Consider the following 23,069-nt stretch of genomic DNA (forward strand, 5'->3'; position numbering starts at 1 on the left):
GGCAAAGAGCGACCACCCCCTTATGTGTGGTCCTCGATGGACGCCCATAATGGAGACTATGGTCGCTTGGGAATACGCACTGTTGGTCCGCCGCTACCAAGGGCAGGGTCGCAACTTTCACGTCAGCTTCGTCTGGTATGGCCCAGACGGATCCCGCCGAGATGTCACCACCTACGGCGACACCGCGATCGCCCACCTCAACCGGGTCGGGCGCGAGGGGTGGGAGCTGGTCGCCGCGGCCGAGGACGTGAACAACGTCCAGGGCAGCACCGAGGTGCACCGCTATCACCTCAAGCGGCCGTTGACCTGAGACCAGGCACGGGCAGTGCGCCCCGCCTTTCGACGGCGGTCGTGGTGTCCGTGTCCGGTTTGCTGATCTTTGTTGGCTAGGATCCCGGACGTGAGAAATCGGCTACTGGCCGCTGCCTCCAGCGTCCTGCTGCTCCCCGTCGTGGTGCCCGGGTCGGCCGCCGTCGCCGCACCCACGCCGACGGCGGTGCCGTGCCCGCAGGCCAGCGTGCCGGCGTCGACGCCGTCCCGGCCGCCCCGCCCCTCCCCGCCACCGGCGGTGGCGCGGGACCAGGTGGTCGGCGGGGCGGCGCTGGCCACCCCCGGCCTGGTGGTCCCGGCGCGGGGAGCCCAGCCGCCCGAGGTGACCGCGACCTCGTGGCTGGTCGCGGACCTTGACACCGGTGAGGTGCTGGGTGCGTGTGGCCCGCACGAGTACGCCACCCCGGCGAGCGTGCAGAAGTTGCTGCTGACCGCCGCCCTGCTGCCGGACCTCGACCCGCAGCAGGTGGTCACGGTGACGAAGGAGGATCTGGACATCGAGCCCGGCTCGTCGGCGGTCGGCCTGCTCGTCGGCGGGCAGTATCCGGTGGAGACACTCTGGCTTGGTCTGCTGCTGCAATCCGGCAACGACGCGGCGAATGTCCTCGCCCGACTCGGCGGCGGCGCCGAGGGTCGGGCCGGGGGCGTCCGCGCGATGAACGAACTCGCCGAGCAGCTAGGAGCTCGGCAGACGCACGCGGTCACACCATCCGGGTTGGATGGGCCGGGCCAGTTCACGAGTGCGTACGACCTCGCGCTGATCGCCCGGGCCTGCTTCGCCGAGCCGGACTTCCAGCGGTACGCGCTGACCGAAACCCACCAGATCCCCGACCAGCCGGCGCTCGGCAGGAAGGGGTTCCAGATCCAGAACGGCAACTCCCTCATCGACCGCTATCCGGGGGCTCTCGGTGGCAAGACCGGCTTCACCACGGTGGCCCGGCACACGTACGTCGGCGCAGCCGAGCGTGAGGGCCGGCGCCTGGTGGCCACGTTGCTGGGCGCCGAGGCACGGCCGTTGCGTGGCTGGGAGCAGGGCGCCGCTCTGCTCGACTGGGGCTTCGCGCTGCCTCGGGACGCGTCGGTCGGCCGACTCGTCGAGCCGGGTGAGCTGACCGCCTCGCCGTCCGCCCCGCCCACGGCCGCCGATGCCCGGCCCGCCGCCGACGATTCACTCCCGGACGGCCTGACCGGCCCCGGGCCGCTGCTGGTCGCGGCCGTGGTCGGGGTCGGTGGGCTGCTGGTGCTGATCGTGCGCCTGGCTCGTCGCCCCCGTCGTGAGCCGGGGCGGCGGCGTCGTGGCCAGGGGCGGCGCCGGGCCTGACCAGGCCCGACGCATGGCCGGGGCGGTCGCCGCCCCGGCTCGCTTGAGGTGCTCGTATTCTTTCGGGCGACACGTCGTCGGGGGCGTCGCCGTCCGCCGACGATCCGGGCATGCGACGAAAGGACACGGCGTGAGTAGCGAGACGTTGGAGTTCCAGGCTGAGGCACGCCAGCTGCTTCAGCTGATGGTTCACTCGATCTACTCGAACAAGGATGTCTTCCTGCGCGAGTTGATCTCGAACGCCTCCGACGCGTTGGACAAGCTGCGCCTGGCGTCGCTGCGGGACAAGGACCTCGACGTCGACACCGCCGACCTGCACATCGCGATCGAGGTCGACCCGGAGGCGCGGACGCTGACCGTCCGGGACAACGGGATCGGGATGTCCCGGGACGAGGTCGTTCAGGTGATCGGCACGATCGCCAAGTCCGGCACCGCCGAGCTGCTCCGGAAGCTGCGCGAGTCAGCCGACGCGGAGGCGTCGCAGGAGCTGATCGGCCAGTTCGGTGTGGGTTTCTACGCGGCGTTCATGGTCGCCGACCGGGTTGTCCTGGTCACCCGGGAGGCGGGGGCGACCGACGGCACCCGCTGGGAGTCGAGCGGGGAGGGCACGTACACGATCGCCTCGGCCACGGACGTTCCGCAGGGAACGGCGGTCACGCTGCACCTGAAGCCGGCCGACTCCGAGGACAACCTGCACGACTACGCCGCCGAGTGGACAGTTCGGCAGATCGTCAAGCGGTACTCCGACTTCATCGCCCACCCGATCCGGATGGCGGTTGAGCGGCCCGGCACCGACGGGGGTGAGCCGACCACCGAGGTGCAGACGCTCAACTCGATGAAGGCGCTCTGGGCGCGGTCCCGCGACGAGGTGGAGCCGGCCGAGTACCACGAGTTCTACAAGCACGTCAGCCATGACTGGGCCGACCCACTCGAGGTCGTGCACATGCGGGGGGAGGGCACCTTCGAGTACGAGGCGCTGCTCTTCCTGCCCACGCACGCACCGCTGGACCTCTTCTCCCCGCAGGGGCGACGTGGTGTGCAGCTCTACGTCAAGCGCGTCTTCATCATGGATGACTGCGAGGCGCTGATGCCGGGGTATCTGCGCTTCGTCAAGGGCGTGGTGGACGCGCACGACCTGTCGCTCAACATCTCCCGCGAGCTACTCCAGCAGGACCGGCAGATTCAGGTGGTCCGCCGCCGTCTGGTCAAGAAGATCCTCGCCACCGTCAAGGACCTCAAGGCCAACCAGCCGGAGAAGTACCGCACGTTCTGGACCGAGTTCGGCGCGGTCGTCAAGGAGGGGCTGATCGACGACACCGAGAACCGGGACTCGCTCCTGGAACTCCTCTCCGTCGCCTCCACCCACGATCCGGCCGAGTCGACCGACCTCGCCGGCTACGTCACGCGGATGAAGGACGGCCAGACCGACATCTACTACGCCACCGGCGAGAACCGCAGCACCATCGAGAACTCGCCGCACATGGAGGCGTTCCGGGCCAAGGGCCTCGAGGTGCTGTTGCTCACCGACCCGGTTGACGAGGTGTGGGTGGAGCGGGTCGGCGAGTACGAGGGCAAGACGCTGCGTTCGGTCGCCAAGGGCCAGGTTGACCTGGACACCGAGGAGGAGCGCTCGGCGGCCGAGGCCGAGCGGGAGCGCCAGCGCACCGAGTACGCCGACCTGCTTACCTGGCTGGGCGGTACCCTCGCCGACCAGGTCCGGGAGGTCCGCCTCTCCGCCCGGCTGACCACCTCACCGGCCTGCGTGGTCGGTGACGCGCAGGACATCACGCCGACGCTGGAGAAGATGTACCGGGCCATGGGGCACGAGGTGCCGCAGGTCAAGCGGATTCTCGAGCTGAACCCGACGCACCCGCTGGTCAGCGGGTTGCGTAAGGCCCGCGAACAGGGTGTTGCCGAAGAGTCACTGAAAGAAACCGCCGAACTGCTGTACGGAATGGCGTTGCTCGCCGAGGGGGGCGAACTGGCCGACCCGTCCCGCTTCACTCGGATCCTCGCCGAGCGTCTCGCTCGTACCCTCTGATCCGCTTGGGGGCGTCGGCGTTGCCGGCGCCCCCGGTGGCGGTGATCGAGGTGGCGGCCGCCGCGTCGGGCGACCGGTGCTCAGGCGGCGACGTCGCGGTGGCGCTGCTGCTCCGGCGTGGCGGGACGCGGCGGGCCGGCGGGGGAGGTGCTCCGCTCGTCCGTCCGCCCTCGCGACGGTTCGGCGAGCCGCTGCCCGGGTGGTGTCTGGGCCAACCGAAGTGCGCGTTGGGCGGACTGCCAGGCGGTGCAGGGCCAGACCTGGCCGGCGCAGAGCAGGTTCCCACATCCGGATCCGGCAGCGTCCGGCTGGTGTGCGTCCGCCACGTTGAGGGCCAGCCCCCACAGCAGTGGGTCGCTCACCTGGTCCGGACGGCCGACGCCGGGTGCGGGCCGATGGTGGGTAGTGTCGGACATGTCGGGCCCCCCTTCTGAGCTGCTGCGATACTACCTCCACCCGGTGTCGCTTTGGCTGAACGGGCACGTCAGGGCGGGGGTGGTGGGAACTGGCGCGACCACAACCACGATGATGGTCGGGTGCGAATCCTGTCTATCCAGTCGTCGGTCGCCTACGGCCACGTCGGTAACTCAGCCGCCGTCTTTCCGCTGCAACGCCTCGGGCACGAGGTGTGGCCGGTACTGACGGTCCACTTCTCCAACCACACCGGCTACGGCGCATGGCGCGGGCCGCTGCTGGCACCTGCGGATGTGGCCGAGGTCATCGCGGGCATCGCCGACCGTGGAGTGCTTGCCCAGGCCGATGCGGTGCTCTCCGGATATCAGGGCGACCCGGCGATGGGCGAAGTGATCATCGACGCGGTCCGCCGGGTGAAAGCGGCAAACCCGGCCGCCGTCTACTGCTGCGATCCGGTGATGGGGGACGTGGGGCGGGGAATGTTCGCTCGTCCCGGCATCCCGGAGTACCTGCGGGACGCGGTCGTACCGAACGCGGACATCATCACCCCCAACCAGTTCGAGCTGGAGTATCTCGCCGGCGGTCGGACCGAGACGCTGGCGGAGCTACTCGCGGCGGTCGACAAGGTGCGGGCGACCGGGCCACGACACGTACTGGTCACCAGCGTCCTCCACCGGGACCTGCCGGCGGAGCAGCTGGAGCTGGTAGCTGTTTCCGAGGAGGGTGCCTGGGCGGTGACCACACCGATGCTGCCGATCAGCCCGAACGGTGGCGGTGACGTCACGGCCGCGCTCTACCTCGCGCACCTGTGGAGCACTGACTCGCCCGCGACCGCGCTGGAGCGCACCAGCGCAAGTATCTTCCGGATCTTCGAGGCCACGTTGGCGGCGGGTACCCGGGAGCTCCAGTTGGTCGCGGCCCAGGAGTCGATCGCCAGCCCGCCGCCGGGCTTCACCGCCCGCCGGCTGCGCTGATCCGGAGCTGTTCGACACGTCTGGCGATGCCTGTGCCGTTCCCGGCACATGCCCGCCCTGCTTCGACCAGAGTTGGTGGTGTCCGGACCGCCCAGCGTCGGACGGTCCGGACACCCGTGGAGGAGGCGACATGACCGGTCTCCACACCGATCTCTACGAGCTTCGGATGGCCGTCAGCTACCTGCGCCAGGACCTGACCGCACCAGCCACCTTCAGCCTCTTCTCCCGCCGGCTGCCGGATCGCCGTGGCTTTCTGGTGGCCGCCGGACTCGACGAGGCGTTGACGTTTCTGGAGACCTTCTCGTTCGCTGACGACGAGCTGGCGTACCTGCGGGATGTCCATGGATTCGACGAGTCGGCCCTGGCGGCGCTGGCCCCGCTCCGGTTCACCGGAGACGTGCGGGCGGTGCCGGAGGGCCGGGTCGTCTTCGCCGACGAGCCGCTGCTCGAGGTCACGGCGCCGCTCGCCGAGGCGCAGCTGGTCGAGACCGGTCTGCTGAACCTGATCACGTTCCAGACCACGATCGCCAGCAAGGCGGCCCGGTGTCGGCTGGCCGCCGGAGGTGCGGAACTGATCGACTTTTCGTTCCGCCGTACCCATGGGCTGGCGGCAGGTGCCGGCGTGGCCCGGGCATCCGCGATCGTCGGGTTCGCCGCGACCAGTCACGTGGAGGCAGCTCGACGGTACGGGCTGCAACCGTCCGGCACGATGGCCCACTCGTACGTGGAGGCGTTCCCGGATGAGCGGGCCGCCTTCCGCGCCTTCGCGAGCGACTTCCCGGACAACCCGATCTTCCTGGTGGACACCTACGACACGCCCACCGGCGTACGGGCCGCTGTTGATGTCCTCACCGAGCTGGGCCGGAGCGGCCCGGCGGGGGTCCGGCTGGACTCCGGGGACCTGGTCGCGCTGGCCCGGCAGGCCCGCGAGATCCTCGACACGGCGGGCCTGACCGAGGTCAAGATCATGGCCAGCGGGGGCCTCGATGAGGAGGTCATCGCAGGGCTGGTCGCGGCCGGTGCCCCGATCGACGGGTACGGCATCGGTACCAGGATGGGGGTCTCGGCGGACGCGCCGTCCCTGGACAGCGCGTACAAACTGGTCAGCTACGGCGACCGACCAGTGGTGAAGCTGTCGGCGGGCAAGGTCACCCTGCCCGGCGCGAAGCAGGTCTTCCGGGACCCCACCGGCGCCGACGGCGACCTCCTCGGGCTGCACACCGAAGCGTCGCCACCAGGCCGGGAGTCGCTGCTCGTGCCGGTCATGCGCGCCGGACGGCGGCTCGACACCGTTGCTACGGCCGAGGCGGTACGGGCCGCGCGGGACCGGTTCGAGGCGGACCTGGCATGGCTGCCCGAGCCAGCCCGACGGCTGACCGAGCCGGTGTCGCCCGCCGTCACGGTCAGCCCCGAGCTGGCCGGTCTGCACGAGCGGGTGGCAGCGGCTGCCCGCTCGGGTCGTGCGGGCGGCTACTAGGCTCGGCCCATGGCGAGGTACTACGACGTGCACCCGGACAACCCCCAGCCCCGGACCCTGCGGCAGGTCGTCGGGCTGGTCCGGAACGGTGGCCTGGTCGCCTACCCCACGGATTCCTGCTTCGCGCTCGGCTGTCAGCTGGGCGACCGCCACGGGCTGGAGCGAATCCGTGACATTCGCCAGCTCAACGATCGGCACCACTTCACGTTGGTCTGTCGGGACTTCGCGCAGCTGGGACAGTTCGTGCAGATCAGCAACGCGGTGTTCCGGTTGGTCAAGTCCTGCATCCCGGGTGGCTACACCTTCATTCTGCCGGCCACCCGCGAGGTGCCGCGCCGGATGCTGCACCCGCGGAAGCGCACCGTTGGGGTGCGGGTGCCCGACCACGCCGTCGCCCAGGCGTTGCTGGCCGAGCTTGGTGAGCCGTTGGTCTCCAGCACCCTGATCCTGCCCGGGGAGGAGGATCCGTTGACCCAGGGGTGGGAGATCAAGGAACGGTTGGACCACGTGCTCGACGGCGTGGTGGACGCAGGCGACTGTGGCAAGGACCCAACGACCGTGGTTGACCTGTCGGGCGATGAGCCGGAGGTGCTACGTCATGGCGCGGGGGACCCGTCCCGCTTCGAGTAGCGGGGTTGCCGGATGGGCGGGTCTCATCTGGCCATGAGCAGCCCTGTTGCGACCTCGCCCTAACATCGCACCCGTGACTCGGAGGGGAGCGCACCGTGGACGTGCCCCTGATCGGATCGCTCGTCGTCCTGGCCCTGGTCGACAGCACCAGCTTCGGAACGCTGCTCATCCCGATCTGGATGATGCTGGCGCCGGGTCGGCTACGCCCGACCCGGCTGCTGGTCTTCCTTGCCACGGTCGCCGCCTGCTATCTCGTGCTCGGCGTGGCGTTGCTCGTCGGTGCGGCGGCGTTGCTCGACGAGGTGCGTCCCGTGCTGGAAACCACGCCGTTCCGGGTGGCGCAACTCGTGGTGGGGATCGGCCTGCTCGGCGTCGGCCTGGTCATCGGCCGGAAGCGCGCGTCGGGTGACCCCCAGCCGGGCCGCCTGCTGCGCTGGCGCGAGCGGGCCATGACCGGAGGCGAATCCACCTCGGCGTTGGTCGGGCTGGCCCTGGCCGCCGTGACGTTGGAAGCCACCACCATGCTTCCCTACCTGGCGGCTATCGGGCTGCTCGGTGCCTCCGCGCTGACGCTTCCCGCGAGCGTCGCCGTGCTCGCCGGCTACTGCGTCGTCATGGTGCTGCCCGCGCTCGTGTTGCTCGTGGCGCGACTGGTCGCGGCTGGGCTGGTGCAGCCGGTGCTTGCCGGGGTCAACCGGTGGATGGTCCGCAACGCAGCCGAGACCACCGGCTGGATCGTGGGCATCATCGGCTTTCTCTGTGCGCGGGATGCCGCCGTTCACCTGGAGCTCTTCGAAGCGCTGTCGAGGGTGACCTGAGCCTCGCCCCGCCTGCCGCACGGCTATCCGAGGCGAGCCGTGCTCCTGTCGTTGATCACGGGGCGCTCCTGCTGGCCGTTGGCGGGGACGGTTCGGCGCCCCACGTTCGTGGGTATCCGGCCCCCAGCGGCGCGGCGTGGCTGGCGCGGTCTCCTGCCCAGCGCCCACTCCACCACGGCAACGTTGATCAGCCAGCCAGCGAGCATCAGCAAGGCCCGGGGGTTCCCGGTCGATTCGCCGGTCAGCAGAATCCAGGGCGCGTTGGTCAGGGCCTGGGTGCCCGCCCCGAGGCCGATCGCGTAGGCGCGTGCCATCCAGGCGCGGTGACGGGTGATCTTCCGCTGTCGGATACTGGTGACACCGAGGATGAGGCACCCGATCATGGTTGCCCCGGCGACGAGTCGGATGCCGGTGAGGAGCTCGTTGTCCTGGGCCGGGCGGTCATAGAAGATCGTCATCCATAGGCCGGACAGTGCCGAGGTGAGCCCGAGCGGGACAAGTAGGCGCCCGGCCGAGCGGTGCCAGTCGGGCCTGCGGCGGCGGAAGCCACGGGCGAACTGAAGCGCGCCGAACAGACAGTAGAGGGTGGAGCTGACGATGTGGACCAGCACCGGCGTTGGTGCGGCGAAGAATCGGGCGTTGTCTGGTGTTACTGCGGTATCGCTGGTCAGCTCGGTGACTCGGAAGGCACCGGCGATCGCCGGGATGGCGCTGAGCGCGATCAGCCCGGCCGGTACGAGCCACTCTCGCTTGGGTGATGCAGGCACGGCATGCCCCTGTTCGTTCTGGACGTTGTGATCCGCCCGGCTCAGACGGATTCACGTGTACGGCGTACACCTTGATCTCGAAGATAAGGTGTACGCCGTACACTGTCAAGCGGGGTGAGTTGTCGCCGCCGCTCAGCCGACCATGCGTCGACTGGCCCGCCGCCATCCGGCGAACACGCCAACCAGGACGGTCCCCAGGGCGGCCACGGTGCCGACCACGACCGACACCACCGACGGGGAGTGGGTGCCCGTCTCGGTGCCCTTGTCACCGGCGACGACTACCCGCTCGTCCTTCTCCTGTTTCGGCTGAACCGGGGTGACCAGGTGGCCAACCGCTTCGTCGGGGGCGAGGGTGAAGCCCCAGTCGAGCAACGCCGTCGCCTCGCCCAGGCTGCCCAGTGGCGCGTTCTCCGCACCGAGCAGGGTCACCGCGAGCGTGCGGCCGTCGCGTTCGGCCACGCCGACGTAGGTCTGCCGGGCCAGGTCGGTGAAACCCGTCTTGCCGCCGAGCATTCCCGGGTAGCTGCCCAGCAGGGTGTTGTCACCGGTGAGGGCGAGTGCGGAGCGGCCCGGTGCGGACGGCAGGCTCGCCGTACGGGTGGCAACATACCGGCGGAAGTCGTCGCGTGCGAAGGCGGCCCGCGCGATCAGCGCCAGGTCATAGGCGCTGGTGTACTGGTCGGTGCCGTCCAGACCGGATGGTGTCACCGCGTGGGTTTGGTGGGCCCGCAGCCGCGCTGCCTCCTCGTTCATCACCTGCACCCCGCCGGGTCGGCCGGCGGCACCGCCACCGAGCCGCGCCAGTACGTTGGCCGCGTCGTTACCGGACTCCAGGAGCAGCCCCAGCCACAGCTCCTCCACCGTGTACCGGCCGCCCGCGACCACCCCCATCAGCGAGCTCGCCGGGTCGAGGTCGTGCAGGTCGTCGCGGGTCACCTCGACGACCGTCGTCGGGTCGAGCCGGGGTAGCAGGGCCGCGGCTAGCAGGAGCTTCTGCACACTCGCGGGGGTACGGTGCTCGTGTGGCCCGCAGCCCCCCAGGACCTGGCCGCTACCCAGGTCGGCGACGATCCAGGAGGTCGCGGTGACCGCCGGTGCCGTCGGGGCTCCGGCCGGCACGGTCAGCCCGGTGGTGGCCAGCGCGGCACCGCCGACGGCCGCTTCGGCGGGGCCGACCGGAGGCGGCGAGGGCGTGCCGGCCGGTCGGGTGCGCACCTCCACAGTGGGGCATGGCTGTGCTCCCGTGCCGGCTGCCCTGTTCTGGGCCGTCCTGTTCTGGGCCGTGACTGGTGCGGCGGGCGACACAACGATGGCGCCCACCGCCACGACGACGGCTGGCACCGTGATTCGACGGATAGTCACATCAGGCACGGTAGTGGGGACACGGCGGGCCCGCGGTGGTTGGGAGAAGCGCGGCGTATCGGCGCCGGGGAGAACGGTGTGTGCCGGGGCACCCGCCTGTTCAGCATTCACGTCGGACGTGCCGTTTCTCCACTCCGGGAGCGTCGGGGCAGCATTTCGACCGGAACCAGACCTGTTGCCTGTCCGATTTGCGGCCCGATTTGCGGTACCCCACCCGCTCCACGTCTGATCGACTCATCCGGACGACCTGTGAAGGAGAGCTCCCGAATGGCCGATTTCGTTGCCGCGGTGGATCAGGGCACTACCAGCACCCGTTTCATGATTTTTGACCACGGTGGTAACGACATGGGTCGCCACCAGCTCGAACACCAGCAGATCCTGCCGCGGCCCGGCTGGGTCGAACACAACCCGGTGGAGATTTGGGAGCGCACCCAGACGGTCATCCGGACCGTGCTGTACGAGCACCGCCTCACCGTCACCGACCTCGCCGCACTCGGGATCACCAACCAACGGGAGACCACCGTGGTGTGGAATCGCCGGACCGGTCGGCCCTACTACAACGCCATCGTGTGGCAGGACACCCGGACCGACCGGATCGCCTCCGCACTGGAACGTTCGGGTAAGGGGGAGGTGATCCGTCGTAAGGCCGGCCTGCCCCCGGCGACCTACTTCTCCGGCGGAAAGATCCAGTGGATTCTGGAGAACGTGGACGGGGTTCGGGAGGCGGCCGAGCGCGGGGAGGCCGTCTTCGGCAACACCGACACCTGGCTGTTGTGGAATCTGACCGGCGGCACCGCGGGCGGCGTGCATGTTACCGATCCGACCAACGCCAGTCGCACCATGCTGATGAACCTGGCGACGCTGGACTGGGACGACGAGCTGTTGTCCTTCTTCGGCATCCCGCGGGCGATGCTGCCGCGGATCCGACCGTCGTCTGACCCGGACTCCTACGGTGTCACCGCCGCCCATGGCCCGTTCACCGGCGCGGTCCCGCTCACCGGGGATCTCGGCGACCAGCAGGCGGCCACCGTTGGCCAGGTCTGTTTCGCCCCGGGAGAGGCCAAGAACACCTACGGTACGGGCAATTTTATGCTGCTCAACACCGGTACGGAGCTGGTCCGCTCCCAGGCCGGCCTCCTCACCACGGTCTGCTACCAGTTCGGCGACCAGCCGCCGGTGTACGCGCTGGAGGGCTCGATCGCCGTCACCGGGTCGGCCGTGCAGTGGCTGCGTGACCAGTTGAAAATCATCAACTCTGCGGCGCAGAGTGAGGTCCTGGCCCGCCAGGTGGACGACAGCGGCGGGGTGTACTTCGTGCCCGCGTTCTCCGGCCTCTTCGCCCCGTACTGGCGCTCCGACGCCCGTGGCGTGATCGTTGGCCTGTCCCGGTTCAACACCGACGCCCACATCGCACGCGCCACTCTCGAGTCGATCTGCTACCAGAGTAGGGACGTTGCCGAGGCCATGGCGAAGGACTCCGGCGTAGCGCTGGGGCGGCTCAAGGTTGACGGGGGTGTCACGGAGAATGACCTGTGCATGCAGTTGCAGGCCGACATCCTTGGTGTCCCGGTGAGCCGCCCGACGGTCGCCGAGACCACCGCGCTCGGCGCCGCGTACGCGGCGGGCCTGGCGGTTGGCTTCTGGCGTAGTACCGACGAACTGCGCGAGAACTGGAACGAGAGCCGGTGTTGGCAGCCCACCTGGCCGTCGGAGCAGCGCGAGGCCGGGTATCACCGCTGGAAGCGGGCCGTGCAGCGTACCTTCGACTGGGTTGATCTCGACTGATCATCCCACAGTAATCTTGTTGGGTGTTTCTGGGGAGGCTGAGCGGGAACCGGGGTGGCCGGGTACTCCCGCCTCCCGTTCCCCCACAACACTCGGCAAACCGGCCACGTGTTGCACCCGACGGTCCAGGGTGCGTTCTGGTCCGGTGAATATCGTATTGTCGTCGGAAAGGGGGTGGGGTCATGCGTAGTCGTTACCGTTGCGGCCCTGGTCGGTGAACGTCACCGACCAGGGCCGCCTCGCCGTTGTCGTCTCCCTGGGGTCGGGGTGGCAGCAGCCGTTGGGTCTCGGCCCGGAGATCGTCCGGGACGATCCACGGCTGCTGCTCACCCCTTCCCACTGGTCGGATCAGGTTGCTGAGGCTCAGTTCTGCTTCATTGAGATCGCGCCGTAGTCAGCGCCAGAGACCTGGTTCCAGACGAAGGTGTCGACCTTGTCGCTGTAGAGCGCCGCTTCCTTACGCCAGAACATCGGGATGACCGGCATCTCCTCACCAAGGATGTCCTCGGCCTGCTGGTAGAAGGCGATGGCCTCCTCCAGGGTCGGGGCGGAGTCACCCTGCTTCAGCAGGTTGTCGAACTCGGCGTTGCTGAAGGTGCTGTTGTTGCTGTCGTTGCCGGAGGCGTAGAGCGGAGTCAGGTAGGTCTCCAGGAACGGGTAGTCCGGGCCCCAGCCGAGCCGGAACGGTCCGGTGAACTCTCGGTTGTCCGCAACCTCCAGGTACTCGGCGAACTGCAGGTTGACCTTCAGCTCGTAGTCGATGCCCAGCGCGTTCTTGATCTGGTCGCCGACCGCCTGCAGCCAGTCCTCGTGGCCGGAACCCGCGTTGGCCCAGAGGGTCAGCTTCTTCCCCTCCGGCCAGCCGCCGGCCGCCGCGAGCAGTTCCTTGGCCTTGTCGACGTCCTGCTTGCAGTAGGTGCAGACACCCGGGCGAGCGCCGTCGAAGATCGGTGCCACGAAGCCGGTGGCGGGGGTGTACCGGCCGTCGAAGACCGCGTCCACGATCGACTGCCGGTCGATCGCCATCGAGAACGCCTGACGGATCCGCTTGTCCGTGAAGGCGTCGTTGTACAGCGGCAGGCCGACGTAGTTGAGGCTGTCGCCCTCCTGCTCGTACAGGCGGTCGCCGTAGCTGGCCTTGGCGTCCTTGAAGCGCGCTGGCGGGATCGTGTACATCACGTCCAGCTCGCCGGCCTGGAAGGCGGCGTAGCCGCTGTCCACGTCCGCGAAGATCCGGTAGTAGATCTCGTCGGACGTGCCCGGCTCACCCTTCCAGGTCTCGCTCCGGACCAGGTTGATCTCGACCTCGTGCTCCCAGGTGCCGTCGATCTTGTAGGGGCCGTTGCCGATCGGGGTCTCGTTGCAGGCATCCGCGTCGTCGATGCAGGCCTGGGCCATCGGGAAGAAGCCCGAGTACCCGACAATGGTTGGGAAGCCGCTGAAGGGCGCCTTGAGCTCGACGGTGAAGGTCAGGTCGTCGACCTTCTTCAGGCCGGACATCGTCTCGGCCGTCGGCGCCGGCGCCTCCGCCGGGCCCTCGCCGTCCGGGTCCTTGGGCTGGACCGTGTCGATGCCCGCGATCCGTTTCATGAAGTAGCCGTTGTTCTGGGCGTTCGGCGCGTAGGCGGCGTAGTTCCACGAGCGGATGAAGGAGTCGGCGTCGACCGGCTCACCGTTGTCGAAGGTGTAGCCGTCCTTCAGCTTGACCGTCCAGAGCTTCTGGTCCTCCGACTCGATCGACTCGGCCAGATCCATCTCCGGTTCGCCGGTCTCGGCGTTGTACTTGACCAGCCCACGGTAGAGCTGACGAATCACGTAGATCGACGGCTCGTCGTCACCGTTGGAGGGCAGTAGGAACGCCGGCTCCGTGGCGTAAACCCGCAGCTGACCGCCGGACTGGCCGGCAGTGTCCTCCGAGTCGTCGCTGCTACCGCCACAGGCGGTGGCCAACATGGCGGTGGCGGTCGCTGCGACCGCCACCTTCAGGAATTTCCCGCGCATATGGAGTGCCTCCTCAGGGCGCTCGGCTCACGAGGGGGTGTGAGGTGCCTGTCACTGTGACACCAGACACGCGATGGCGAGAAGACGTGTTATCAACCCGATACCCGGCCGGGACGGTGTGTACATCAGCCCAGAGCGATTTGCCCGAAGCTACGGCCGGGGTTGCGCGCCGGCGCGTGGCCGGGGTGGCAGCAGCCGTTGGGCCTCGGCCCGGAGATCGTCCGGGACGATCCACGGCTGCTGCTCACCCCTGCCACGCTGGCTGGATCAGGTTGCTGAGGCTCAGTTCTGCTTCATTGAGATCGCGCCGTAGTCAGCGCCAGAGACCTTGTTCCAGACGAAGGTGTCGACCTTGTCGCTGTAGACCGCCGTCTCCTTACGCCAGTACATCGGGATGACCGGCATCTCCTCGGCAAGGATGTCCTCGGCCTGCTGGTAGAAGGCGATGGCCTCCTCCAGGGTCGGGGCGGAGTCACCCTGCGCCAGTAGTTTGTCGAACTCGGCGTTGCTGAAGGTGGTGTTGTTGCTGTCGGAGTCGGTGCCGTAGAGCGGAGTCAGGTAGGTCTCCAGGAACGGGTAGTCCGGGCCCCAGCCGAGCCGGAACGGCCCGGTGAACTCTCGGTTGTCCGCCTTGTCCAGGTACTCGGGGAACTGCAGGTTGACCCTCAGTTCGTAGTCGATGCCCAGCGCGTTCGTGATCTGGTCGCCGACCGCCTGTAGCCAGGCCTCGTGGTTGTTACCCGCGTTGGCCCAGAAGGTCAGCTTCTTCCCCTCCGGCCAGCCGCCGGCCGCCGCGAGCAGTTCCTTGGCCTTGTCGACGTCCTGCTCGCAGTAGGTGCAGACACCCGGGCGAGCACCGTCGAAGATCGGTGCGATGAAACCGGTGGCGGCAACGTTCCGGCCGTCGAAGACGGCGTCAATGATGGATTGCCGGTCGATCGCCATCGAGAACGCCTGGCGGATTCGTTTGTCCGTGAAGGCGTCGTCGTACAGCGGCAGGCCGACGTAGTTGATGACGTCGCCCTCCTGCTCGTACAGACGGTCGCCGTAGTTGGCCTTGGCGTCCTTGAAGCGCGCCGACGGAATCGTGTACATCACGTCCAGCTCGCCGGCCTGGAAGGCGGCGTAGGCGCTGTCCACGTCCGCGAAGATCCGGTAGTAGATGTTGTCGGGCTTGCCCGGCTCACCCTTCCAGGTGTCACTCCGGACCAGATTGATCTCGACGCCCGGCTCCCACTTTCCGTCGATCTTGTAGGGGCCGTTGCCGATCGGCGTCTCGTTGCAGGCATCCGCGTCGTCGAGGCAGGCCTGGGCCATCGGGAAGAAGCCCGAGTACCCGACAATGGTCGGGAAGCCGCTGAAGGGCGCCTTGAGCTCGACGGTGAAGGTCAGGTCGTCGACCTTCTTCAGGCCGGACATCGTCTCGGCCGTCGGTGCCGGCGCCTCCTGCGGGCCCTCGCCGTCCGGGTCCTTGGGCAGGACCGCGTCGATGCCGGCGATCCGGTTCATGAAGTAGCCGTTGTTCTCGGCGTTCGGCGCGTAGGCGGCGTAGTTCCACGAACGGATGAAGGAGTCGGCGTCGACCGGCTCACCGTTGTCGAAGGTGTAGCCGTCCTTCAGCTTGACCGTCCAGAGTTTTTGGTCCTCCGAGGTGATCGAATCGGCGAGATCCATTTCCGGTTCGCCGGTCTCGGCGTGGTACTTGACCAGACCACGGTAGAGCTGACGAATCACGTGGATCGCTGGCTGATCATCTGCGGCGGAGGGCCGTAGATACGCCGGTTCTGAGGCGTAGACCCGTAGTGTGCCGCCGGATTGATCGTCTACTTCCCCTGGATCGTCGCCGCTGCCGGTGCAGGCGGTCGCCAGCATGGCGGCAGCGGTCGCCGTTACTACCACTTTCAGGAGTTTCCCGCGCATAGGAGTGCCTCCTCAGGGCGCTCGGCTCACGAGGGTGTTGAAGTGTCTGCCACTCTGACACCACAATCACGATGGTGAACAGTCGTGTTATCAACCCGGTACCTGGCCGGAACTGTCCGTACACCCGTCCTGGAACTAACTCGCCAAACGCGACGAGCGTCTTCTGGGGACTATGGAGTCGCCCATTGGACAATCAGTTGTCCCACGTCGCCGATCAGTTGGCGCTACTCGCCGATCAGTTTAAGCCTGGGGCGGGGTGACTCGGGTAAGTAGATGATCGGAGATGTAAATGCGACTATGTTCATACTTTACCTGTATCGATTGGCCAGTTCATGGAATTCGGCAGGATGGGGGTAAGGTCCAGATCTGGTGCCCGGGTCCAGGATCATGGCCCGGATTCGGGCCCATACCCCTGCCCTTCATCGACCGGTGAGCAGGCCTGATCACGCAATGACGGAAGAGAACAGCCTGGAGTGGCGGCGCTGCCGGGTCATGAGTCGGCGGGGGAGGGGATTTCCGCGGATGGCGCGGATGGCGCCGGGGGCGGTGTTGCCCCAGCGGTCGCGGTGGGGCAGCGCGGATCCCACTCCGGCGCACGGAGCAGCGCTGGGGAACTCGTTCCCTCCCGGCTGGCCGTGGTCGCAGACGCCAGTCCGTCGATGCGGATCCGTGCCACGTTCGGGACGTAGTCGGCGCTCCACAGAGGATGGGCCAGAGGCCCGTGACTCGGCATGTCATCCTGATGCCATCGTGCGACCATCGCACATGACCGTGGACGGGTTCACCATCTTGGCGCTCGGGCTGCTGCCCTCGTAGGCCGTCGGAACGGGCGGCGAGCAGCGCGAGTGATGAGGAGTCTCAATGACGAGCAGTACGCACTCGAACTCGATCGTCGAGGTGTTCGAGCAGGCCGCCTCCAGCTATGACCGCACCGCAGTGTCCTACTTCGAACCGTTTGGCGCGGCCCTTGTCGGCTGTGCCGGCATTCGGCCGGGGGAGCAGGTTCTTGACGTTGGCTGTGGCCGCGGTGCTGTTCTCCTTCCCGCCGCTGCGGCCACCGGACCGACCGGCCGCGTCACTGGCATCGATCTCGCGCCGACGATGGTGAAGCTCACCGCCGACGACGCCACCCGCGCCGGCCTGACCCAGGTCGAGGTCCGGGTCGGCGACGCCCAACAGCCGGGTTTCCCGCCCCACAGCTTCGACGTGGTGCTGGCCGGGATGGTCGTCTTCCTGCTGCCGGAGCCGGAGCAGGCCCTGCGGGCGTACGCGCGATTGCTACGCCCCACGGGACGGCTGGTGGTGAGCACCCCCGGCGCGTACGATCCGGCCTTTGTTGCCGCGATGGACGCCCTGGCCGCGCACCTACCGGCGGAGCAGCCGCTTCCCGCGCCGACCGCCGGCCCGTTCGAGGATGAACAGACGATCACGGCGACGATGGCGGCGGCCGGACTCGACGTCGCCGCGATCACAGAACACCGGGTCGAGAGCAGGTTCCAGGACGTGGACCACTGGATGCGGTGGATGTGGTCGCACGGCGGGCGGGCGCTGCTACAACACCTGCCGGCCGATCGGCTCGACGCGGCGACCGCCGACGCGGCGCGGGTACTGGAATCCGTCCGTGCACCCGAGGGCGACCTGTCCCTGACCACCGTGGGGCGCATCACCATCGCGGTGCCTCGACCCCGCTCAGCGGGGCGCGCCGCGGACCGTCCGGACCCGACCCATGGATCCGCACCCGCGGCTAGCGGAGCTGAGCCCTCCTGTATAGATGATCGAAAATGATTCGATCGACTGGGGCGACTCGGTGGCGGTCGGTGTGGGTGAGCCAGACGATCTCCTCGATCTCGTTGCTGGGCCGCAGGAGGCCCTGGTAGTCGGCGGTGTAGCAGGTCATCCGGACCGCTGTTCCGTCCGGGTGTCCGTGGGCCTGGGCGCGGAAGGTTCCGACATACGCGGCAGTGTCGGGGGCGATGGTCACGCTGAGTTCTTCCTGAATTTCGCGGACGAGCGTGTCAATGTCGCCTTCGCCGGGTTCGCGTTTGCCGCCCGGGATGTAGAAAACGTCCTTCCCGCGCGATCGGGAGCTCAGGATTGCGCCGTTCTCGAGGTGAATCCAGGCGACCTTGTCGATGGTGGTCATGTGACACTCCGGAGTGGCCAGCTTTGTTCGTCCGTGCGGTCGTGACGCGCAGCCCGAGCGAGACTAGCCAGGGTCGCGGTGATGGAGGCAATCTATCGGCCGCAGCACGGGTGACTGACCGGTCGGTGCCGGTCGAGCGAGACGTGCGGTGGAAGGGCAGGCGGTATGTCGGTCCGGAGGCCTTCTTCGTGGCGTACTTCGCTGTGGACCGGCCCTCGCTGACCCGGACCGGTCTTCTCCTGGACGAGCAGGTCGAGTTGCATTCGCATGCGTGGGTGTTGACCTGTGCGAGTTGGGCGTCCGCCTCGGCCATGAGTGCCGCCAGGTAGAGGCGGAGCGCGACGCGGTTGTCGCGATACTCGGTCAGGAGGGCGACTCGGTCCGACGGGCATGGCCACTCGGCCCGACAGGTCTCGCAGCCCCACAGCGGGCGCATCGGCAGATGTGCCCGGTCGGTCACCGGAATGCCCCGATCACGATGGCGGTGACGATGATTACCACGATCAGCGCGGTGACCAGCTTCTGCCGGGCGGTGGGTGGGTTGATGTCCGGCGGATACTCCGGGTGCACTCGGTCACCGTCCGGCAATCGGGGTGGGCCGAACGGGTCACGGCGGGGACGCAACTCCTCGGGTCTGCTGTGGTCGGCCATCACTGACGGGGGCGCTCTACCTCGACAAGCCCGGCGAGACCGAAACGTACGATGCAGTGTGGGCAGACCTAGCGAAAAAGGCTCTTGACCCGGACGAGACAGACAGGTTTGTAACCACACTGATCGAGGAGATGAATAACCGTGAGTAACCTAGCCGGCGCCGTCTGGCGCAAGTCCACCCACAGCGGTGCGAATGGCGACTGCGTCGAAATTGCGGACAACCTTCCTGACCTCGTGGGTGTTCGGGACTCCAAGGACCCGATCGGGCCGGCCCTGGTGTTCGGTCCGGCGGCGTGGCGGGTCTTCGTGCGCCACGTCAAGCAGCACTGACCAGCCGCAGGAAGCCCGGCTTCCGGGGATCTGGACGGCAGCAGAAGGCCCGGCCCACTGGGGCCGGGCCTTCGTGTTGTGCTGGGCGGCGTCCGGGTTCGGTCGATCCCGGGCGCCGCCGAGCTGGTTGCGGTCAGCCGGCCGCGATCCGCCAGGCCGCGGCGAGCTTCCCCGTCGCGGTGGTCGGCTTGCCGGTCAGGAGCGCGTGCTCCGCGTCCGCGGTCAGGGTGGAGGTCCGCGTCGCCGAGGGGGCGCTGACACCCTCCCGTGCGATCGCTGCCTGCGCGACATCTCGGAGCGCCGACACCAGCAGCTCGTGCTGCGCCGCGGTGTCCCGGCTGCTGAGGGCCAGCAGAGTGGAGATCACCGTCAGCTCGGTGACCACCCGCCGCTCCTCGCGGACCGAGCCGTCGTCATGCCAGGAGCGCTCGTTGCGCAGCGAGCGGTCCAGCACCTTCACCGCGGTCCGGGTCCAGCCGTCCTGCTCGATCTCGGCCAGCTCGGCCCGCAGCTCGTGCAGCCGGTCTCGGGTCGCGTCGGTGCGCAGGCCCCAGCCGTACGGGTAGAGCGGGTCGTAGCTGGCGTCACCGACGTTGATCGGCTCCTGGTCCAACGAACGCGGCCAGGAGACCGGCAGTTGACCGGTGAAGGGCTGCTCGCCGAAGAGCACGTCGGCGACGCCGGCTCCCTCGGTGCCGGGCAGCCAGGAGGCCACCACGGCATCGGCGGGGGCGAGTGCGTCGTCGAGCACGAGCGGACGACCGGAGACCACCAGTACCACGCAGTCGTCCACCGCTGAGCAGACCGTGTTGACCGTGTCCTGTTCGGCGGCGCTCAACGTCATGGTGAAGCCGTTGTTACCGACGTCGCCCATACCTTCCGCGTACGGCTGCTCGCCCACCACGACGACTGCCCGATCATGCCCGTCCAGCGGGGCGGAGGCGTCGGCGCTGTAGGTGACCTCGGCCTCCGGCGCGACCTGTTGGATGCCGTCGAGGATGCTGGTGCCGGGGGTGATGTCGCCGTTGCCGCCCTGCCAGGTGATGGTCCAGCCGCCGGCCTGCGCGCCGATGTCGTCGGCGATGCTGCCGGCGACGTAGAGCTTGCCGGTGTTGGTCAGCGGCAGCACCTGATCGGTGTTCCGGAGCAGCACCTGGGACTTCGCGGCGGCCTCGCGGGCCACCGCCCGGTTCTCGGGCGAGCCCACGTCGGCCAGGTTGGTCCGGTCGGTGAACGGCTGCTCGAAGAGTCCGAGGTGGAACTTCTGGGTCAGGATTCGGCTGACGGCGTCGTCGATGCGGGACATCGGTATGTTCCCGGCCTCGATCTCGCCGAGCAGCGTCTGCTCGAAGCGCTGGTACTCGTTCGGCACCATGATCATGTCCAGTCCAGCGTTGATCGAGATGCGTACGTCGCTGTCGTAGTCCCCGGGGATCTGGTCGATCGCGGCGTAGTCGCTGATCAGGAAGCCGTCGAAGCCGATCTCCTGCTTCAGGACGTCGGTGAGCAGCTCCTTGTGGGCGTGCATCTTGACCGGGTTGCCGACCCCGTCCTCAGTGAAGTCGACGCTGGAGTACGACGGCATGATCGTTCCCGCGTTGTGCTGGCGCACCGCCGGAATGTACGGCTCCAGGTGGACCCGGTCGAACTCTTCCCGGCTCATGACAACGACGCCCTGGTCGATCGGGTACCCGCCGTTGCCCGGCCGGTACTCGGTGCCGCCGTCGCCGGCGTAGTGCTTCACCGAGGCGAGCACCCGGTCGGCGTCCTTCCGGTCGGCCAGCGCGTGGCCCTGAAGCCCGTCGATCACCGTCTCGTTGGCGATCACCAGCGCCGGGTCCTCCCCGTACGCCTCGTAGGTGCGCCCCCACCGGTCGTCGCGGGCCACGCAGGCGCAGGGTGCGAACGACCACTGCGGCCCGGTCGCCCGGGTCTCCTCGGCGGTGACGTGCCCGACCCGTTCGACCAGCTCCGGGTCCCGAGCCGCGCCGAGCCCGATGTTGTGCGGGAAGATCGTGGTGCCCTGGACATTGCTGTGGCCGTGCACCGCGTCAACGCCGTAGAGCAGCGGGATCTGCAGTCGAGTCTGCAACGTGTACGTCTGGTAGCCGTCGACCATGTCCGCCCAGGACTCCGGGGTGTTCGGGGTGGGCGTCGAGCCGCCACCGGAGAGCAGCGAGCCGAGTCGCCAGGTGGCCAGGTCGTTCGGCGAGTCGAGGGCGTTCCGCTCGGCCTGGGTCATCTGGCCGACCTTCTCCTCGACCGCCATCCGCCCGAGCAGGTCGGCGACCCGCTCCTCGACCGGCCGGGAGGCGTCCAGGTACGGCAGGCCGTGCGCGTTGAGCACGATGTTCGGTGCGCTTTCGGGGACGGCGATGCCGGTGCCGGAGAGGGTCAGCGGGATGGTCTCCGCCACCTCAGCCTGCTCGTCGGAGCGGGTCTGGACGGTGATCTGCCGGGTGGTTCCGGAGGCGGTGCCGACGGGGAAGACGAACTCTCCCTCGACCGGCTCGTAGTCCTCGCCGGCGGTGGCCGTGCCGGCGCCGGTGGCGTACCGCAGGGTCACCTCGTCATCCAGCGGCGCGTCATCGGTGTTGGTGAGCCGGATCGTGACGGTGGTCGACTCACCCTCGTCGACGAGGCTGACCGCTGGGTCGGCTGTCACCCGCACCGTCGGCCCGACCTGCGGGACGCCGTAGACCTCCACGTCGTCGATGCGGAAGGTGTCGGCGTACCCGGAGCGGGGCTGCATCGCGTAGCCCCAGATCTGGTCGAGGTCCAGCTCCTGGTTGATGCCGCCGATGGGTTGATAGTCGGTGCGGTATTTGAACTGCGAGAACGGGAGCTCGACCAGGCGCCAGCCGACCCAGTCCTCGGTGAAGCTGGTGATCCAGAGCTCACTGTGGTCGACGTCCACCCCGCCGTCCTTGATCTCCACGTCGATGCGGCGCCCGGCGCCGGGCGCGGCCGGTGGCACGGTCAGCGGGCTGAAGTACCAGAACCGGAACCCGCCGAAGCTGCTCCAGTCCTGCGGTTCGGTGTTGAAGCTCAGGTTCTGCCCGAAGCCGGCCCAGCTGGTGGTGGTGTCGATGGCCACGGAGAGGGCCTGGTTGCCGGCGGGCGTGCCGTCGCGGAGGGCGTCAACGTAGCTCAGCTGCGGGATGCGGGAGTCGTCCCCGCTGAAGGTGATGATGCCGGGCTGTCCACCGGGCGGGTTGAGCTGCGGCTGCGGGGCCTCGAAGTCGGCGACCGTCGCCACGTTGGTGAAGAGCTCCACCTGGTCGAAGTGCAGTTCGCCGGCGCCCTGCGGCAGGTTGACCGCGAACCCCCACATCCGGTCGAGTTGCAGCTCCTTGTCCTTGGGGCCGTCCGCTGGCTGGTAGCTGGTGCGCCAGGCGAAGTCGGGGAAGATGGTCCGGACCTGCTTCCAGCCGGTGGAGTCGTCGATGAAGAACGACTCCCACAGCTCTGACGCCTCACCGTGCTCGCCGCCGTCCTTGATCTCGAACTGGACCTGCCGGCCGCTGCCGTCCCCCTTCACCCAGAACGAGAACCCGTCGTACGCCCGCCAGTCCTGGTGGCCGTCGGGCGCGATGAAGTTGTGGGTGAAGCCACCCCAGCCGTCGATGTCGTACCGGACGGAGAAGGCGTCGTTGTCGCCGCCTGCGCCAGGTCGGTCGCCGCTCGCGACGGTGTCCACTTCGGGCCGCTCGGGATCGCTGGAGGCGAAGAGCAGGACCTCGGGGGGTACGCCGTCCTCGTAGTCCTCGACGGTCTGCACAGTGTCGGCCGGCGATGGCGCAACGGCGGTGTCGGCGGCTAGGGCCGGGTCGGGCAGGGTCTGCGTGGCCCCGGGCAGGACCAGCAGGGATGCGGTGAGGGTGAGGGTGAGCAGGGCGGCGGTGCGGGCACGTAAGCCGCCCCGCCTGCGATCAGATTCTGGATGCACAGTGCCTCCTGTGGATGGGTCGGGAACGCTCCCATCGATTGTTGTAAGCTACAACATATTGGCTCTTGCCGTTGTGAGGAAGTAACAGGTGGGTAACGAGTGGCGGCAAGGTGGACGCCCCGGCGTACCGGCTGTAGCCCGGGTTGCTGCGCGACC

General features: G+C 68.4%; 19 protein-coding genes and 3 pseudogenes. 13 read left to right on the top strand and 9 right to left on the bottom strand.

Annotated features, from left to right (window positions below; translation table 11 throughout):
• The first annotated feature begins 49 nt into the window (after positions 1 to 49).
• The 3 genes from SALPAC6_RS0123300 to htpG all read left to right on the top strand — a co-directional run bounded on the left by SALPAC6_RS0123300 (position 50) and on the right by htpG (position 3,692).
• Positions 50 to 310, top strand: coding sequence for a hypothetical protein (locus tag SALPAC6_RS0123300; RefSeq protein ID WP_026190001.1), 261 nt, complete (start codon positions 50 to 52; stop codon positions 308 to 310).
• Positions 311 to 400: 90 nt separating this feature from the next.
• Positions 401 to 1,651 (top strand): D-alanyl-D-alanine carboxypeptidase family protein, encoded by a 1,251-nt coding sequence (locus SALPAC6_RS0123305; protein WP_018255724.1) that lies wholly within the window; start codon positions 401 to 403, stop codon positions 1,649 to 1,651.
• Between the two features lie 130 nt (positions 1,652 to 1,781).
• Complete coding sequence (gene htpG / locus SALPAC6_RS0123310) at positions 1,782 to 3,692, top strand: molecular chaperone HtpG (protein ID WP_018255725.1); 1,911 nt, start codon at positions 1,782 to 1,784, stop codon at positions 3,690 to 3,692.
• 80 nt (positions 3,693 to 3,772) lie between these two features.
• On the opposite strand, the gene SALPAC6_RS0123315 is transcribed toward htpG, so the two are convergent.
• Positions 3,773 to 4,108 (bottom strand): hypothetical protein, encoded by a 336-nt coding sequence (locus tag SALPAC6_RS0123315; protein ID WP_018255726.1) that lies wholly within the window; start codon positions 4,106 to 4,108, stop codon positions 3,773 to 3,775.
• A 120-nt stretch (positions 4,109 to 4,228) separates the two neighbouring features.
• On the opposite strand from SALPAC6_RS0123315, the gene pdxY reads away from it, so the two are divergent.
• From pdxY to SALPAC6_RS0123335, 4 genes are all read left to right on the top strand, one after another.
• Complete coding sequence (gene pdxY, locus SALPAC6_RS0123320) at positions 4,229 to 5,080, top strand: pyridoxal kinase PdxY (RefSeq protein WP_018255727.1); 852 nt, start codon at positions 4,229 to 4,231, stop codon at positions 5,078 to 5,080.
• Positions 5,081 to 5,210: 130 nt separating this feature from the next.
• Positions 5,211 to 6,557, top strand: coding sequence for a nicotinate phosphoribosyltransferase (locus SALPAC6_RS0123325; RefSeq protein WP_018255728.1), 1,347 nt, complete (start codon positions 5,211 to 5,213; stop codon positions 6,555 to 6,557).
• 9 nt (positions 6,558 to 6,566) lie between these two features.
• On the top strand, positions 6,567 to 7,187 hold the full coding sequence (locus SALPAC6_RS0123330; RefSeq protein WP_018255729.1) for an L-threonylcarbamoyladenylate synthase: 621 nt from the start codon (positions 6,567 to 6,569) through the stop codon (positions 7,185 to 7,187).
• A 95-nt stretch (positions 7,188 to 7,282) separates the two neighbouring features.
• Positions 7,283 to 8,005 carry a GAP family protein gene (locus tag SALPAC6_RS0123335; protein WP_018255730.1) on the top strand — a complete coding sequence of 241 codons (723 nt, stop codon included), beginning with the start codon at positions 7,283 to 7,285 and terminating at the stop codon, positions 8,003 to 8,005.
• Between the two features lie 23 nt (positions 8,006 to 8,028).
• Here the strand turns inward: SALPAC6_RS0123335 and SALPAC6_RS0123340 are convergent, their stop codons facing one another.
• Positions 8,029 to 8,772: a DUF2306 domain-containing protein gene (locus SALPAC6_RS0123340; protein ID WP_018255731.1), complete on the bottom strand. Its 744-nt coding sequence runs from the start codon at positions 8,770 to 8,772 to the stop codon at positions 8,029 to 8,031.
• Positions 8,773 to 8,904: 132 nt separating this feature from the next.
• Positions 8,905 to 10,134, bottom strand: coding sequence for a D-alanyl-D-alanine carboxypeptidase family protein (locus SALPAC6_RS0123345; RefSeq protein WP_026190002.1), 1,230 nt, complete (start codon positions 10,132 to 10,134; stop codon positions 8,905 to 8,907).
• A 267-nt stretch (positions 10,135 to 10,401) separates the two neighbouring features.
• On the opposite strand from SALPAC6_RS0123345, the gene glpK reads away from it, so the two are divergent.
• Positions 10,402 to 11,919 carry a glycerol kinase GlpK gene (gene glpK, locus SALPAC6_RS0123350; protein WP_018255733.1) on the top strand — a complete coding sequence of 506 codons (1,518 nt, stop codon included), beginning with the start codon at positions 10,402 to 10,404 and terminating at the stop codon, positions 11,917 to 11,919.
• Positions 11,920 to 12,133: 214 nt separating this feature from the next.
• Positions 12,134 to 12,313 carry a hypothetical protein gene (locus SALPAC6_RS0123355; RefSeq protein WP_026190003.1) on the top strand — a complete coding sequence of 60 codons (180 nt, stop codon included), beginning with the start codon at positions 12,134 to 12,136 and terminating at the stop codon, positions 12,311 to 12,313.
• On the opposite strand, the gene SALPAC6_RS0123360 is transcribed toward SALPAC6_RS0123355, so the two are convergent.
• Both SALPAC6_RS0123360 and SALPAC6_RS0123365 read right to left on the bottom strand, forming a co-directional pair.
• The gene (locus SALPAC6_RS0123360; RefSeq protein ID WP_018255734.1) at positions 12,283 to 13,920 is read right to left on the bottom strand and encodes a peptide ABC transporter substrate-binding protein; all 1,638 of its coding nucleotides are present in this window, start codon (positions 13,918 to 13,920) and stop codon (positions 12,283 to 12,285) included. The genes SALPAC6_RS0123355 and SALPAC6_RS0123360 overlap by 31 nt on opposite strands.
• 282 nt (positions 13,921 to 14,202) lie before the next feature.
• Positions 14,203 to 15,840, bottom strand: coding sequence for a peptide ABC transporter substrate-binding protein (locus SALPAC6_RS0123365; RefSeq protein ID WP_018255735.1), 1,638 nt, complete (start codon positions 15,838 to 15,840; stop codon positions 14,203 to 14,205).
• Between the two features lie 861 nt (positions 15,841 to 16,701).
• Here SALPAC6_RS0123365 and SALPAC6_RS26630 point away from each other — a divergent pair.
• Positions 16,702 to 17,625 carry a class I SAM-dependent methyltransferase gene (locus SALPAC6_RS26630; RefSeq protein ID WP_018255736.1) on the top strand — a complete coding sequence of 308 codons (924 nt, stop codon included), beginning with the start codon at positions 16,702 to 16,704 and terminating at the stop codon, positions 17,623 to 17,625.
• Here SALPAC6_RS26630 and SALPAC6_RS0123375 read toward each other — a convergent pair.
• Positions 17,585 to 17,983, bottom strand: a complete 399-nt coding sequence (locus SALPAC6_RS0123375; RefSeq protein ID WP_018255737.1) for an NUDIX hydrolase — start codon at positions 17,981 to 17,983, stop codon at positions 17,585 to 17,587. The two genes, SALPAC6_RS26630 and SALPAC6_RS0123375, sit on opposite strands and share 41 nt — an antisense overlap.
• A gap of 110 nt (positions 17,984 to 18,093) precedes the next feature.
• Between SALPAC6_RS0123375 and SALPAC6_RS26635 the strand changes: the two are divergent.
• Positions 18,094 to 18,297, top strand: a pseudogene (locus tag SALPAC6_RS26635) (NUDIX hydrolase); the annotation flags it as partial.
• On the opposite strand, the pseudogene SALPAC6_RS30575 reads toward SALPAC6_RS26635, so the two are convergent.
• Both SALPAC6_RS30575 and SALPAC6_RS0123390 read right to left on the bottom strand, forming a co-directional pair.
• Positions 18,261 to 18,419, bottom strand: a pseudogene (locus SALPAC6_RS30575) (flavin reductase); the annotation flags it as partial. The pseudogenes SALPAC6_RS26635 and SALPAC6_RS30575 sit on opposite strands and share 37 nt — an antisense overlap.
• 20 nt (positions 18,420 to 18,439) lie before the next feature.
• Positions 18,440 to 18,634 (bottom strand): hypothetical protein, encoded by a 195-nt coding sequence (locus SALPAC6_RS0123390; RefSeq protein ID WP_018255739.1) that lies wholly within the window; start codon positions 18,632 to 18,634, stop codon positions 18,440 to 18,442.
• On the opposite strand from SALPAC6_RS0123390, the pseudogene SALPAC6_RS28480 reads away from it, so the two are divergent.
• Together SALPAC6_RS28480 and SALPAC6_RS0123395 are read left to right on the top strand one after the other, a co-directional pair.
• Positions 18,634 to 18,783, top strand: a pseudogene (locus SALPAC6_RS28480) (Scr1 family TA system antitoxin-like transcriptional regulator); the annotation flags it as partial. The gene SALPAC6_RS0123390 and the pseudogene SALPAC6_RS28480 sit on opposite strands and share 1 nt — an antisense overlap.
• Positions 18,776 to 18,964: a DUF397 domain-containing protein gene (locus SALPAC6_RS0123395; protein WP_018255740.1), complete on the top strand. Its 189-nt coding sequence runs from the start codon at positions 18,776 to 18,778 to the stop codon at positions 18,962 to 18,964. The pseudogene SALPAC6_RS28480 and the gene SALPAC6_RS0123395, both read left to right, overlap by 8 nt.
• Positions 18,965 to 19,097: 133 nt before the next feature.
• On the opposite strand, the gene SALPAC6_RS0123400 is transcribed toward SALPAC6_RS0123395, so the two are convergent.
• Positions 19,098 to 22,913 carry a carbohydrate binding domain-containing protein gene (locus tag SALPAC6_RS0123400; protein ID WP_018255741.1) on the bottom strand — a complete coding sequence of 1,272 codons (3,816 nt, stop codon included), beginning with the start codon at positions 22,911 to 22,913 and terminating at the stop codon, positions 19,098 to 19,100.
• Positions 22,914 to 23,069 lie beyond the last annotated feature (156 nt).

The organism is Salinispora mooreana (assembly GCF_000379065.1).
GTDB lineage: Bacteria > Actinomycetota > Actinomycetes > Mycobacteriales > Micromonosporaceae > Micromonospora > Micromonospora mooreana.

Bases quoted from the DNA above. Each gene is read 5' to 3' on its own strand.
- SALPAC6_RS0123300 (WP_026190001.1), top strand. From the start codon at position 50: ATGGAGACTATGGTCGCTTGGGAATACGCACTGTTGGTCCGCCGCTAC.
- SALPAC6_RS0123315 (WP_018255726.1), bottom strand. From the start codon at position 4,108: ATGTCCGACACTACCCACCATCGGCCCGCACCCGGCGTCGGCCGTCCG.
- SALPAC6_RS0123325 (WP_018255728.1), top strand. From the start codon at position 5,211: ATGACCGGTCTCCACACCGATCTCTACGAGCTTCGGATGGCCGTCAGC.
- SALPAC6_RS0123330 (WP_018255729.1), top strand. From the start codon at position 6,567: ATGGCGAGGTACTACGACGTGCACCCGGACAACCCCCAGCCCCGGACC.
- glpK (WP_018255733.1), top strand. From the start codon at position 10,402: ATGGCCGATTTCGTTGCCGCGGTGGATCAGGGCACTACCAGCACCCGT.
- SALPAC6_RS0123360 (WP_018255734.1), bottom strand. From the start codon at position 13,920: ATGCGCGGGAAATTCCTGAAGGTGGCGGTCGCAGCGACCGCCACCGCC.
- SALPAC6_RS0123365 (WP_018255735.1), bottom strand. From the start codon at position 15,840: ATGCGCGGGAAACTCCTGAAAGTGGTAGTAACGGCGACCGCTGCCGCC.
- SALPAC6_RS26630 (WP_018255736.1), top strand. From the start codon at position 16,702: ATGACGAGCAGTACGCACTCGAACTCGATCGTCGAGGTGTTCGAGCAG.
- SALPAC6_RS0123375 (WP_018255737.1), bottom strand. From the start codon at position 17,983: ATGACCACCATCGACAAGGTCGCCTGGATTCACCTCGAGAACGGCGCA.
- SALPAC6_RS0123390 (WP_018255739.1), bottom strand. From the start codon at position 18,634: ATGGCCGACCACAGCAGACCCGAGGAGTTGCGTCCCCGCCGTGACCCG.